The sequence below is a fragment of the Janthinobacterium sp. LPB2021202312-11-4 genome, from assembly GCF_037049705.1.
Taxonomy (GTDB): domain Bacteria; phylum Pseudomonadota; class Gammaproteobacteria; order Pseudomonadales; family Pseudomonadaceae; genus Aquipseudomonas.
Window position 1 is genome coordinate 413910 of sequence record NZ_JBAGKV010000002.1, and the last position, 13306, is coordinate 427215.

Annotated in this window: 11 protein-coding genes; 8 read left to right on the top strand and 3 right to left on the bottom strand. The window is 60.3% G+C overall.

The window, feature by feature from the left end; all coding sequences use genetic code 11:
* Positions 1-132 precede the first annotated feature (132 nt).
* Positions 133-585, bottom strand: a complete 453-nt coding sequence (gene rnhA, locus V5E99_RS03815; RefSeq protein WP_499801042.1) for a ribonuclease HI — start codon at positions 583-585, stop codon at positions 133-135.
* A gap of 92 nt (positions 586-677) precedes the next feature.
* Entirely contained in the window at positions 678-1436 is a 759-nt protein-coding gene (locus V5E99_RS03820; RefSeq protein ID WP_499801044.1) for a methyltransferase domain-containing protein, read from the bottom strand.
* Between the two features lie 68 nt (positions 1437-1504).
* On the opposite strand from V5E99_RS03820, the gene gloB reads away from it, so the two are divergent.
* The 8 genes from gloB to fabI all read left to right on the top strand — a co-directional run bounded on the left by gloB (position 1505) and on the right by fabI (position 12222).
* A complete protein-coding gene (gene gloB / locus V5E99_RS03825; RefSeq protein WP_499801099.1) occupies positions 1505-2269 on the top strand; it encodes a hydroxyacylglutathione hydrolase in 765 nt (254 codons plus the stop codon).
* Positions 2270-2368: 99 nt separating this feature from the next.
* Positions 2369-3811: a transglycosylase SLT domain-containing protein gene (locus tag V5E99_RS03830; protein ID WP_499801045.1), complete on the top strand. Its 1443-nt coding sequence runs from the start codon at positions 2369-2371 to the stop codon at positions 3809-3811.
* A 214-nt stretch (positions 3812-4025) separates the two neighbouring features.
* The gene (locus V5E99_RS03835; RefSeq protein ID WP_499801047.1) at positions 4026-5858 is read left to right on the top strand and encodes an extracellular solute-binding protein; all 1833 of its coding nucleotides are present in this window, start codon (positions 4026-4028) and stop codon (positions 5856-5858) included.
* Complete coding sequence (locus tag V5E99_RS03840) at positions 5855-7696, top strand: extracellular solute-binding protein (RefSeq protein ID WP_499801048.1); 1842 nt, start codon at positions 5855-5857, stop codon at positions 7694-7696. The genes V5E99_RS03835 and V5E99_RS03840 overlap by 4 nt, the downstream gene beginning before the upstream one ends.
* A gap of 4 nt (positions 7697-7700) precedes the next feature.
* Entirely contained in the window at positions 7701-8774 is a 1074-nt protein-coding gene (locus tag V5E99_RS03845; RefSeq protein ID WP_499801049.1) for a microcin C ABC transporter permease YejB, read from the top strand.
* Position 8775: 1 nt separating this feature from the next.
* Positions 8776-9795, top strand: a complete 1020-nt coding sequence (locus V5E99_RS03850) for an ABC transporter permease (protein WP_499801051.1) — start codon at positions 8776-8778, stop codon at positions 9793-9795.
* Between the two features lies 1 nt (position 9796).
* On the top strand, positions 9797-11407 hold the full coding sequence (locus V5E99_RS03855; RefSeq protein WP_499801052.1) for an ABC transporter ATP-binding protein: 1611 nt from the start codon (positions 9797-9799) through the stop codon (positions 11405-11407).
* Between the two features lie 20 nt (positions 11408-11427).
* Entirely contained in the window at positions 11428-12222 is a 795-nt protein-coding gene (gene fabI, locus V5E99_RS03860) for an enoyl-ACP reductase FabI (protein WP_499801053.1), read from the top strand.
* A 154-nt stretch (positions 12223-12376) separates the two neighbouring features.
* Here fabI and V5E99_RS03865 read toward each other — a convergent pair whose 3' ends face one another.
* Complete coding sequence (locus tag V5E99_RS03865; RefSeq protein WP_499801055.1) at positions 12377-13231, bottom strand: LysR family transcriptional regulator; 855 nt, start codon at positions 13229-13231, stop codon at positions 12377-12379.
* Positions 13232-13306 lie beyond the last annotated feature (75 nt).

The following is a 13306-nucleotide window of genomic DNA, read 5'->3' on the forward strand; positions in this document are numbered from 1 at the left end:
TCGCCCACCGCGGCACCTCGTAGGAGCTGCCGAAGGCTGCGATCTTTTGATCTTTTTTTTTCGGCGGACTCCAAAATCAAAACCAAGATCAAAAGATCGCAGCCTGCGGCAGCTCCTACGGGGCGCTCGTCGTTAGTCCTGCTTGTAACCGCGCACATCATCCACGCCACGGTTGGCCAACTGGTCGGCTCGCTCGTTGCCATGGTGGCCGATGTGGCCGCGCACCCATTTCCAGGTCACGTTGTGGCGGTTGACCTGTTCGTCCAGCAGTTTCCACAGGTCGGCATTTTTGACCGGTTCTTTCGCCGCTGTTTTCCAGCCGCGCTTCTTCCAGTTGGCCATCCACTCGTTGATGCCCTTCATCACGTACTGGGAGTCGGTCACCAGCAGCACGTCGCAGGAGCGCTTGAGTTCTTCCAGGCCTTTGATCGCGCCCATCAGCTCCATGCGGTTGTTGGTGGTATTGGCTTCGCCGCCCCACAGTTCCTTCTCGACGCCCTTGCACACCAGCAGTGCACCCCAGCCGCCGGGGCCAGGGTTGCCTTTGCAGGCGCCATCGGTGAACAGTTCTACGCTATCGCTCATGCCAATCTATCCAGAAAATTGCGGTGGCTCGCCGATCGAGGATCGACGATGCCCGAGGCCGGGCGAACCCGGCCGGGAAAATAAAAGAGTGTTTACGGCTCGATATGACGACGATTGACCTTGGCCATCGGCAACGGAATCAGCTTGCCCATCGGCTCGCGCCGGGCCTGACGCACCGGTCGCAGCCCGACCGCGATCTTGCGCGCCACTAATAAATAGAAGCCGCCGCCCGACAATTGCCAGTCACCAGCCTTGCGCTCCCAACCCGCCAGGCGAGCTTGCCATTTGGGTGACGCAAGCGGCGGACGATAGCACCCGAAGCGGCGTTTCTCCAGCGCGAAGCCCAGCAGGTTCAGCCAGTCACCAACCCGCGACGGCGAAATGCAACGGGCCTTGCGCAGGGCGTCGTGGGCAAACACGTGGCGCAGGCCCCAGGCGCTCCAGGGATTGATGCCGATGATCAGCAAATGCCCGCCGGGCCGTACGCTGCTCGCCGCTTCGCGCAGCAAACCGTGGGGCGACAGGCAGAAATCCAGCCCATGTTGCAACACCACCACGTCGGCGGCGTGCTCGCTCAAGGGCCAGGCTTGTTCTTCGCAGACGATCTCGACCCCGGGCAGTGGCGCACCGAGTCGCACATTACGCTGCACCTGGGGCGCGGCCGGCGGCGTTTCGGCCGAAGGACCGTAGTGCACCAGATAGCCACCGAAAAACCGACCCAACTCGTCTTCGAGCATGCGCCGTTCTTCGTCCAGCAGAAATTGCCCGATCGGGCCGGCCAGCCATTCACGGGCGGCGCTGATCAATGTCAGCCACTCAGGATCGGCCTGAGCGAACGCTTTATCGGTCATTGCATTCTCCAAAGCGCCAGGAAGTTCTAAGATGCGCCATTGTTTTCTGCTTGGCGAATCCGACGATGATACAGATCAGTGCCCTGCCCGCCTTCACCGACAACTACATCTGGTTGTTACAAGATCACCGCACACAACGTTGCGCCGTGGTCGATCCGGGCGATGCCGCGCCGGTGCAAGCCTGGCTGGCTGCGCATCCGGGCTGGGTGCTCAGCGATATCCTGATCACCCACCATCATCATGACCACGTCGGCGGCGTCGAGCAGTTGAAAAAGCTCAGTGACGCCAACGTCTACGGCCCCGCCAGTGAGAACATCCCGGCGCGGGACGTCGCCCTCAAGGACAACGACCGCATCAGCGTGCTCGGCTGGGAGTTCGAGGTCTTCGCCGTGCCCGGCCACACCCTGGGACATATCGCCTTTTATCACCACGGCCTGCTGTTTTGCGGTGACACCCTGTTCGCCGCCGGTTGCGGCCGGTTGTTCGAAGGCACCCCGGAGCAAATGCACACCTCGCTGACGCGCCTGGCCTCGTTGCCTGAGGATACGCTGGTTTACTGCACCCACGAATACACCCTGAGCAACCTGAAGTTCGCCGTGGCGGTAGAACCGGGCAATCCGCACACCGTTGAACGCCTGGCCAAAGTCACCGCGCAACGGGAAGCCGGGATCATGACCCTGCCCTCGACACTGGCGCTGGAAAAACTCACCAACCCGTTTTTACGGGTCGAAGAAACATCCGTTAAAGAAAAAGTGGACGAACGGAATGGCACCCAAAACCGGGTTCCGAGTGCGGTTTTTGCTGCCTTGCGGGCTTGGAAAGATAAGTTCTAAGCAGGCTACCTATTGGTACAAAAATTCTGAATGGTTGACCGCAGGGGGTACGCTTTCTAGAATCCCCCGACATTTTTGCCCGGAACTTACTTCCAGCCAATGTCGTCATCTATTCGTAAAGCCATCAATTCAGACGCATTGACCCGCTTGGCTCAAGCCATCGCGGTGGCTGTGTCCGCCACTTTGGCGGGCTGTTCAAGCCATGTGCCGCAGACCGAAGCGGCCCACACTCCGAATATTGCCGCGCGAGCCAAGCAGAAACCTATCTGGCTCAGCGAAAAACCGACACCGCAAGTACCGCAAGACGTCTGGGAGCGCATGCGCCAGGGCTTCCAGTTGCAGGATGGCCTGGGCGTCAACCCGCGTATCGAGCAGCAACGACTGTGGTTCGCCAGTAACCCGTCGTTCCTCGAAAACGCCGGCGAACGCGGCAGCCTGTACATCCACTACATCATCGAACGCCTTGAAGAACGCAACATGCCGCTGGAACTGGCGCTGCTGCCAGTGATTGAAAGCGCCTACAACCCGATGGCCTATTCCCGGGCCGACGCGGTGGGTCTTTGGCAATTCATCCCTTCCACCGGGCGTTACTACAACCTGCGTCAAACCCGTTTCTACGATGGCCGCCGCGACATTACCGCCTCGACCACCGCCGCGATGGACTACCTGACCCGTCTGCACGACATGTTCAACGGTGACTGGTTGCTGGCCCTGGCCGCTTACAACGCCGGTGAAGGCACCGTCAGCCGGGCCATCGAGCGTAACGAGAAGCTCGGCCTGCCGACCGACTACTGGAACCTGCCGCTGCCGGCCGAAACCCAGGCCTATGTGCCGAAGTTGCTGGCCCTGTCGCAAGTGGTATTGGCGCCGGAAGCCTACGGCGTGAACCTCAACCCGATTGCCAACGAACCGTATTTCCAGGTCGTCGAAATCAACCAGCGCATGGACCTGTCCAAGGTTGCCGCGGTGGCCAACATCGACGAAGACGAACTGTTCCAGCTCAACCCGGCCTTCAAGCAACGCACCACCATCGACGGTCCCCAGCATTTGCTGGTGCCGACGTCCAAGGCGCAACTGCTGACCACCAGCCTCTCGACCATGCGCCCGGAAGAGCTGATCAGCTCGCGACCGCTCAAAGCCGTATTCGAGGGCGCTGACGACATCGAAGTCGCCAAGCTCAAGCGCGCCTATCGTGTGAAACGTGGCGATAACCTCGGCACCATTGCCAAGGCCAACAAGGTTGACGTGAAGGACCTGCAACGCTGGAACAAGCTGACCGGCAAAGACCTCAAGGTCGGTCAGACCCTGGTGATGCAGGACACCAGCAAACGCAGCGCCGGGCGCACCACGACCCTGGTCGCCGCGAACAGCAAGTCCAAGTCCCAGAAGACGCAGACCCAGTACAAGGTCAAGCAAGGCGACTCACTGTACATGGTGGCCAAGCGTTTCAACGTTGAAATGCAACACCTCAAGCGCTGGAATCCGCGGGTTGGCCAGGCGCTGAAGCCGGGGCAAATGCTGACGGTGTCTTCACCACGTTAATGTGATGCAAGGCCGAAAAGATCGCAGCCTTCGGCAGCTCCTACAGGTAACGCATTCACTCTTGCAGGTGTAGGCGATCGGTGTAGGAACTGCCGCAGGCTGCGATCTTTTTTTATGCCCAAAACACCGCTTTAGAGCCCTGTCTTTTTCCTGTCGATACAAGCTGTTACTGTACGGCCCACAAAGCCCAAGCCGCCTGGATCGGATCTCTGACTTGAAGCGTCCCCTCCTCCTTCTCCTGATCAGCCTGGCCTTGAGCCCCTGCGCCAGCGCGACGATCAGCGAAAGCCATGGTTACGCGCAGTTCGGCACGCTCAAGTACCCGGTCAGATTTACCCACTTCGACTGGGTCAACCCGCAAGCGCCCAAGGGCGGTACGTTGCGGGTGATGGCGTTTGGCACCTTCGATACGCTCAACCCTTACACCTTCAAGGGTTCAAGCCCGGTTTCCACACCGAATTTCCTCCAGTACGGCATCAACGAGCTCAACGAACCGCTGATGGTCGGCACCGGCCAGTACGCGCCGTCCGGCGACGAGCCGACCTCAAGCTACGGCCTGATCGCCCAATCAGTGGAGTACAGCGAGGATCGCAGTTGGGTGGTGTTCAACCTGCGCCCGGAAGCGCGTTTCCACGATGGCACGCCGATCACCGCGTATGACGTGGCGTTTTCCTATCGCCTGTTGCTCAAGGAAGGCCACCCGCAGTACCGCACCGCCCTTCAGGAAGTGCTGCGGGTCGACATCCTCAACCCGCAACGCATCCGTTTTGTCTTCAAGCGCGCCGGCAATCCATTGCAGATCCTGCGCCTGGGCGAGTTGCCGGTACTGCCCCAGCATTACTGGAAAGACCGCGACTTCAAAGCCACCACCTTCGAACCGCCCCTGGGCAGCGGACCGTATCGCATCACCTCGGTGCAACCGGGCCGGCAGGTCGTGTTCGAACGGGTCAAGGATTACTGGGGCAAGGACCTGGCGGTCAATCGCGGCAAGTACAACTTCGATCGCATGGAAGTCGAGTTCTACCGCGACAGCGACGTGGCGTTCGAAGCCTTCAAGGCCGGCGAGTTCGACATCTACATCGAACACCAGGCCAAGAACTGGGATAACGGTTACAACTTCCCGGCGGTCAAGCGTGGCGACGTGATCAAGGCGCAGATCCCGCACCAGATTCCGACCCAGAGCCAGGGCCTGTTCATGAACACCCGGCGCCCGACCTTTGCCGAGGTCAAGGTCCGTGAAGCCCTGGGGTTGATGTTCGATTTCGAGTGGACCAATCGCACCCTGTTCAGCGGCGCCTACAAGCGCGCCATGAGTTATTACCCCAACAGCGAGTTCGAAGCCACCGGCCTGCCGGTCGGTCATGAATGGCTGATGCTCAAGCCCTATCGAGACCAGTTGCCCGCCAAGCTCTTCACCGAGCCCTTCAGCTTGCCGCAGACCGATGGCCGCGGCATCCCCCGGGAAACCTTGCGCAAGGCCCTGGGCCTGCTTGCCGAGGCCAGCTGGAAGCTCAATGGTCAACGGGTGCAGAACGCGACAGGACAACCGCTGCGTTTCGAGATTTTGCTGGTCAACCCGAACCTGGAGCGCATCCTCCAGCCTTACGTCGAAAACCTCGCCAGCATCGGCATCGACGCGCGGCTGCGCACGGTGGATCGCGCCCAGTACAAACAACGCCTGGATCAATTCGATTTCGACATGATCCTGATGACACTCAACCAGACCCTCAGCCCGGGTCTGGAGCAATGGCAGTACTTCCATTCCAGCCAGGTCGGGGTCAAGGGCAGTAAAAACTACGCCGGCATCGCCAACCCGGTGGTCGATCATTTGCTTGAACAACTGCTCGGCGCCCAGACCCGCGATGAACAGGTCGCCGCCGGCAAAGCCCTCGACCGGGTGTTGCTGTGGCAGCACTACAGCATTCCCAACTGGTACCTCAATTATCACCGTTTGGCCTACCGCAACCGGTTGGCCTTCGTCACCACGCCGCCCTACACCCTGGGCATTAGCGCGTGGTGGCTGAAATCTTCGGAGAAAGGTCAATGAAGCCCCTAAGCGCCCTGCTCTTGCAGGCCAGTGGTCTGTTGTTCGCCGGGCTGGCCTGCGCCGCCCCGCAACATGCCTTGACCCTGTACAACGAGCCGCCGAAGTACCCGGCCGATTTCAAACACTTCGATTACGTCAACCCCGACGCGCCCAAGGGCGGGATCTTCCGCCAGGCCGGTTTCGGCGGCTTCGACAGCCTCAACCCGTTTATCAGCAAAGGCGTGGCGGCCGATGACGTCGGGATGATCTACGACACCCTGGCCAAACAGGGCCTGGACGAACCGTTCACCGAATACGGCCTGATCGCCGGCAAGATCGAAAAAGCCCCGGACAACAGCTGGGTGCGTTTCTACTTGCGCCCCGAAGCGCGGTTTCACGACGGTCATCCGGTACGCGCCGAAGACGTGGTGTTCAGTTTCCAGACCCTGATCAAGGACGGCGCGCCGCTCTATCGCGGTTACTACAGCGACGTCTCCGAGGCGGTCGCCGAAGACCCGCTCACCGTACTGTTCAAGTTCAAGCACACCAACAACCGCGAGTTGCCGCTGATCCTCGGCCAGTTGCCGGTGCTGCCCAAACACTGGTGGGCAACCCGGGATTTCAACAAGGGCAACCTGGAAATCCCGCTGGGCAGCGGCCCCTACAAAGTCAGTGAAGTGAAGGCCGGACGTTCGGTGCGCTATGAGCGGGTCAAGGATTACTGGGGCAAGGACCTGCCGGCGAACCGGGGTTTCTACAACTTCGATGTGATGACCACCGACTATTACCGCGACAACACCGTGGCCCTGGAAGCGCTCAAGGCCGGGCAGTTCGATTACTGGCTGGAAATGACCGCGAAGAACTGGGCCAACGCCTACAACATTCCAGCCGTCACCGAAGGTCGGCTGATCAAGGAACAGATCCCCAACGGCAACCCGACCGGCATGCAGGGCTTCGTGTTCAACCTGCGTCACCCGGTGTTCCAGGACATCCGCGTGCGTCAGGCCCTGACCTTGCTGCTGGATTTTGAATGGACCAACAAGCAACTGTTCAACAGCGCCTACGCCCGGACCCGCAGCTTCTTCGAGAACTCGGAAATGGCCGCCACCGGCCTGCCGGACGCCGATCAACTGGCGATCCTCGACCCGTTCCGCAGCCAGCTCCCGGCGCAAGTATTCAGCGAGGCGTTCGAGAACCCGACCACCGACGCCAGCGGCATGATCCGCACCCAGCAACGCAAAGCCTATCAACTGCTGCAAGAGGCCGGCTGGCGGATCGTCGACGACAAAATGGTCGACGCCACCGGCAAACCGGTGACCATCGAGTTTCTGCTGGCCCAGACCGAATTCGAACGAGTACTGCTGCCGTTCAAGCGTAACCTCAGCGACCTGGGCATTGATCTGGTGATTCGCCGGGTCGACGTCTCGCAGTACATCAACCGCGTGCGCTCCCGGGACTTCGACATGATCGTCGGCAGCTTCCCGCAGTCCAATTCGCCGGGTAACGAACAGCGTGAATTCTGGATGTCAGCCGCCGCTGACAAACCCGGTAGCCGCAACTCCATGGGCTTGAAAGACCCGGTGGTGGACCAGTTGGTCGAGCAACTGATCAACGCCGATTCGCGCAAAAGCCTGGTGGCCCACGCCCGGGCGCTGGACCGCGTGCTGCAATGGGGCTATTACGTGATCCCCAACTGGCACATCAAGACCTGGCGCGTGGCGTATTGGAACCACATCGGCCATCCGAAAATCTCACCCAAGTACGATGTCGGCATTGCCACCTGGTGGGTCAAGCCTGACGCCAAACCGGCGGTAGAAGTCGAAACCAAACTGCAAGCCGACCCTGCGGGCACGGAGTAATCAGATGCTGGCGTATATTTTTCGGCGACTGCTGCTGATCATTCCGACCTTGTTCGGCATTTTGCTGATCAACTTCGTGATCATCCAGGCCGCCCCCGGTGGCCCCGTAGAACAGATGATCGCCAAGCTCGAAGGCTTCGAAGGCGCCACCAGCCGCATCGCCGGTGGCGGCGCCGAAGTCTCGGTGGCCGGTTCCGCCTATCGCGGCGCCCAAGGCCTGGACCCGGCGCTGGTCAAGGAAATCGAGCACATGTACGGCTTCGATAAATCGGCGCCGGAACGCTTGTGGATCATGGTCAAGAACTACGCGACCCTGGATTTCGGTGACAGCTTTTTCCGCGACGCCAAGGTCATCGACCTGATCAAGGAAAAGATGCCGGTGTCGATCTCCCTCGGGCTGTGGAGCACGCTGATCATGTACCTGGTGTCGATCCCGCTGGGCATCGCCAAAGCCACGCGACACGGCAGCCACTTCGATGTCTGGACCAGTTCGCTGATCATCGTCGGCTACGCGATCCCGGCGTTCCTGTTCGCCATCCTGCTGATCGTGCTGTTTGCCGGGGGCAGCTATTTCGACTGGTTCCCGTTACGAGGCCTGACCTCGAACAACTTCGCCGAGCTGAGCATGGGCGGCAAGATCCTTGATTACTTCTGGCACCTGGCCTTGCCGGTGACCGCGCTGGTGATCGGCAACTTCGCGACCATGACCCTGCTGACCAAAAACAGCTTCCTCGATGAAATCAACAAGCAGTACGTGGTCACCGCCAAAGCCAAAGGGCTGACTAATCACCGGGTGCTTTACGGTCACGTGTTCCGCAACGCCATGCTGTTGGTGATCGCCGGGTTCCCGTCGGCGTTCATCGGGATTTTCTTTACCGGCTCGCTGCTGGTGGAAGTGATTTTCTCCCTCGACGGCTTGGGCCTGATGAGTTTTGAAGCGGCGATCAACCGTGATTACCCGGTGGTGTTCGGCACGCTGTTTATCTTCACGTTATTGGGGCTGGTGGTGAAACTGATCGGCGACCTCACCTACACCCTGGTCGATCCGCGCATTGACTTCGAACACCGGGAGCATTGAGATGAACCTGTCCCCGCTCAATCGCCGACGTTTCGAACTGTTCAAGGCCAACAAGCGAGGCTGGTGGTCGCTGTGGCTGTTCCTGATCCTGTTCGGCGCCAGCCTCGGTGCAGAATTGATCGCCAACGACAAACCGCTGGTGGTGCATTACGACAACAGTTGGTATTTCCCGGCGCTCAAGCGTTATCCGGAAACCACCTTCGGCGGCGAATTCCCGCTGGAAGCCAACTACAAGAGCCCGTACATCCGCGAACTGCTCAAGGCCAAGGATGCCTGGATTCTCTGGGCGCCGATCCCCTACAGCTACCAGAGCATCAACTACGACCTGAAAGTCCCGGCCCCGGCGCCGCCCTCGGCGGACAACCTGCTGGGCACCGATGACCAGGGCCGCGATGTGTTGGCGCGAGTGATTTACGGCTTCCGGATTTCGGTGTTGTTTGCCCTGACGTTGACCATTCTCAGCTCGATCATCGGCGTGATTGCCGGAGCCTTACAGGGGTTCTATGGCGGCTGGGTCGATCTGGCCGGGCAGCGTTTCCTGGAGATCTGGTCCGGGCTGCCGGTGCTGTATTTGCTGATCATCCTCGCCAGTTTCGTCCAGCCGAACTTCTGGTGGCTGCTGGGGATCATGCTGCTGTTTTCGTGGATGAGCCTGGTGGACGTGGTGCGCGCCGAGTTCCTGCGTGGGCGTAACCTCGAATACGTGCGCGCGGCCCGGGCGCTGGGTATGCAGAATGGCGCGATCATGTTCCGCCACATTTTGCCCAACGCCATGGTCTCGACCATGACCTTTATGCCGTTCATCCTGACCGGCGCCATCGGCACCCTGACCGCCCTGGATTTCCTGGGCTTTGGTTTGCCGGCGGGTAGCCCGTCCCTGGGTGAACTGGTGGCCCAGGGCAAATCCAACCTGCAAGCGCCGTGGCTCGGCATGAGCGCGTTTGCGGTGCTCGCATTGATGTTGAGTTTGCTGGTGTTTATCGGCGAGTCCGCTCGCGATGCGTTCGACCCGAGGAAGTGAAATGAATCAGGACAATCTGATCGAAGTGCGCGACCTCGCCGTCGAATTTGTCGTCGGCGAGCGCGTGCAGCGGGTGGTCGAAGGCGTGAGCTTCGACATCAAGCGCGGCGAAACCCTCGCGCTGGTGGGTGAAAGCGGTTCCGGCAAATCGGTGACGGCGCACTCGATCCTGCGCCTGCTGCCCTACCCGCTGGCCCGGCACCCATCCGGCACCATCGAGTATTCCGGGCAAAACCTGCTGAGCCTGAAAGAGAAAACCATCCGCCATATCCGTGGAAACCGGATCGCGATGATTTTTCAGGAGCCGATGACCTCGCTCAATCCGCTGCATTCGATTGAAAAGCAGATCAACGAAGTGCTGGGCATCCACAAGGGCCTGACCGGCAAAGTCGCGACCAAGCGCACGCTGGAATTGCTGGAGATGGTCGGCATTCCCGAGCCGCACAAGCGTCTAAAGGCGTTACCTCATGAACTGTCCGGCGGCCAACGCCAGCGGGTGATGATCGCCATGGCCCTGGCCAATGAGCCGGAGTTGCTGATCGCCGACGAACCGACCACCGCGCTGGACGTGACTGTTCAGTTGAAAATCCTCGAATTGCTCAAGGAGCTGCAGGCCCGCCTGGGCATGGCGTTGTTACTGATCAGTCACGATTTGAACCTGGTGCGAAGAATTGCCCATCGCGTATGTGTCATGCAGCGCGGTTGCATCGTCGAACAGGCTTCGTGCGCAGAGTTGTTCCGCGCGCCGCAGCATCCCTACACCCGGGAACTGCTGGCAGCGGAGCCCAGCGGCAAGCCGGCGACCAATGCCATCGGCCCGCCGCTGCTGCAAGTCGAGGACTTGAAAGTCTGGTTCCCGATCAAGAAAGGCTTTTTGAAAACCACGGTGGATTACGTCAAAGCGGTGGACGGCATCAATTTCAGCCTGCCCCAGGGCCAGACCCTGGGGATTGTGGGCGAAAGCGGTTCCGGCAAATCGACGCTGGGCCTGGCAATCTTGCGGCTGATCGGCAGCCAGGGCGGCATTCGCTTTGAAGGCAAGCAACTGGACTGCCTGACGCAAAACGAGGTTCGGCCACTGCGCCGGGAAATGCAGGTGGTGTTCCAGGACCCGTTCGGCAGCCTGAGCCCGCGAATGTGCGTGAGCCAGATCGTCGGCGAAGGCCTGCGTATCCACAAGATGGGCACCGAGGCGGAGCAGGAACAAGCGATTATTGCGGCACTGAAAGAGGTAGGCCTGGACCCGGAAACCCGGAACCGCTACCCCCACGAATTTTCCGGTGGGCAACGGCAGAGAATCGCCATTGCGCGGGCGCTGGTGCTCAAACCGGCGCTGATTCTGCTGGACGAGCCGACGTCGGCCCTCGACCGGACCGTCCAGCGCCAAGTGGTGGAGCTTTTGCGCTCACTGCAAACCAAATACAACCTGACGTATCTGTTTATCAGCCATGACCTGGCGGTCGTCAAAGCGCTGAGCCACCAACTGATGGTGGTCAAGCATGGCCAAGTGGTCGAACAGGGCGACGCGCAACGTATTTTCGCCGCCCCCCAACATCCGTATACACAGCAGTTGCTGGAAGCCGCTTTCCTGGCACCGGCCGCTGCGCAATAACCTGAAAAGAGGAGCAACACATGGGTTTTCTCGCCGGTAAGCGCGTACTGATCGTCGGTGTCGCCAGCAAGCTGTCCATCGCATCCGGTATTGCTGCCGCCATGCATCGCGAGGGCGCTGAGCTTGCCTTCACTTATCAGAACGACAAACTCAAGGGTCGCGTCGAAGAATTCGCCCAAGGCTGGGGTTCGAGCCCTGAGCTGTGCTTCCCGTGCGACGTGGCCAGCGATGAAGAAATCGCCAAGGTCTTCGAAGCACTGAGCAAAAAATGGGATGGCCTCGACGTGATCGTTCACTCCGTCGGCTTCGCACCGGGCGACCAACTGGACGGCGACTTCACCGACGCCACCACCCGTGAAGGTTTCCGCATCGCTCACGACATCAGCGCCTACAGCTTCGTGGCCCTGGCCAAGGCTGGCCGCGAAATGATGAAAGGCCGCAATGGCAGCCTGCTGACCCTGTCGTACCTGGGCGCCGAACGCACCATGCCGAACTACAACGTCATGGGCATGGCCAAGGCTTCCCTGGAAGCGGGCGTGCGTTACCTGGCCGGTTCCCTGGGCCCGGAAGGTACTCGCGTCAACGCTGTATCGGCAGGCCCGATCCGCACACTCGCGGCGTCCGGCATCAAGAACTTCCGCAAGATGTTGGCCGCCAACGAAGCGCAAACCCCGCTGCGTCGCAACGTCACCATTGACGAAGTCGGCAACGCTGGCGCCTTCCTGTGCTCGGACCTCGCGTCCGGTATCAGCGGCGAAATCATGTACGTGGACGGTGGTTTCAACACCACTGCCATGGGCAATCTCGAAGAGTGATCCTCGGTTAGCCCATAAGAAACCCGCCGAGTCTGGCGGGTTTTTTTATGGGGGCAGGATCAAAAGATCGCAGCCTTCGGCAGCTCCTACGGGGCCATTTTCTATGCCAGCCCGATCCCTGTAGGAGCTGCCGAAGGCTGCGATCTTTTGATCTTCAAACCAAACACCGCGCAAACAGCTGCTGAATCGGCTGCGTCCGCTGGCTATAGCGCTGCAACAGCACAATCTCGCGGTAGAAAGTCAATTCACCCAACCGAATGACCCGCACCTTAGCCCCATGCTCCACCCACAAACCCGCCTCGGGCAGCAGCGAAACCCCCAGCCCGCATTCGACCATTTTCACGATGGCTTCCAGCTCGTCCAGCTCCAGCCCGACCTGCACATCAATTTGCTGCTCGCGCAGAAACTTCGTCACCAGGCGCCCGCCGAACGAGTTGCGGTCGTAGCGCACATGGGGATGCTCAGTGAGGAGCTGCAAGGGATCGTCCCCCTCAAGGTCCGCCGGTACGATCAGCACAAATGGCTCTTTGCGGATGACCTGCGCCGACAGTTCCTTGGGCAGTTCAAACGGCGGCTTGATCAGGATCGCCAGGTCCACTTCGCCGGTGTCCACTTGGCTGAGCAGGTTCAGCGACACGCCCGGTACCAGTTTCGGCTCCAGCAGCGGAGCCTGTTGCCGTAACCGCAGCAACGCCTGAGGCAGCAAACCGGTCTGCACCGTGGCCACGGCGCCAATCTTCAGTTCGCCGCGATATTCACTGACATCGTCGCTGACGGCCATGCGCGCAAAGGTGTCCAGCATCTCCCGGGCCATCGGCAATGCGCGTAGGCCCGCCGCGTTGAGCAGCGCCTGGCGCCCGGTGCGATCAAACAGCCGAATGCCCAAGGCCTGTTCCAGATTGCGGATCTGCGCGCTGACCGCCGATTGCGTCAGGCCAATGTGCATGCCGGCCGCCGCGAAGGTGCCGTAGCGGGTCACGGCGATAAAGGTTTTCAGTTCTCGCAACATAGGGTCGCCATTGATCGAAATAATTTGAGCTCGACGCAAAAATTATCGTCTTTTAATCAAAAAGCACAGGACTAA

What these genes read in the sequence shown, in the direction of transcription:
- rnhA (WP_499801042.1), bottom strand. Translation starts at nt 585, where the DNA reads ATGAGCGATAGCGTAGAACTGTTCACCGATGGCGCCTGCAAAGGCAAC.
- V5E99_RS03820 (WP_499801044.1), bottom strand. Translation starts at nt 1,436, where the DNA reads ATGACCGATAAAGCGTTCGCTCAGGCCGATCCTGAGTGGCTGACATTG.
- V5E99_RS03830 (WP_499801045.1), top strand. Translation starts at nt 2,369, where the DNA reads ATGTCGTCATCTATTCGTAAAGCCATCAATTCAGACGCATTGACCCGC.
- V5E99_RS03840 (WP_499801048.1), top strand. Translation starts at nt 5,855, where the DNA reads ATGAAGCCCCTAAGCGCCCTGCTCTTGCAGGCCAGTGGTCTGTTGTTC.
- V5E99_RS03845 (WP_499801049.1), top strand. Translation starts at nt 7,701, where the DNA reads ATGCTGGCGTATATTTTTCGGCGACTGCTGCTGATCATTCCGACCTTG.
- V5E99_RS03850 (WP_499801051.1), top strand. Translation starts at nt 8,776, where the DNA reads ATGAACCTGTCCCCGCTCAATCGCCGACGTTTCGAACTGTTCAAGGCC.
- V5E99_RS03855 (WP_499801052.1), top strand. Translation starts at nt 9,797, where the DNA reads ATGAATCAGGACAATCTGATCGAAGTGCGCGACCTCGCCGTCGAATTT.
- fabI (WP_499801053.1), top strand. Translation starts at nt 11,428, where the DNA reads ATGGGTTTTCTCGCCGGTAAGCGCGTACTGATCGTCGGTGTCGCCAGC.
- V5E99_RS03865 (WP_499801055.1), bottom strand. Translation starts at nt 13,231, where the DNA reads ATGTTGCGAGAACTGAAAACCTTTATCGCCGTGACCCGCTACGGCACC.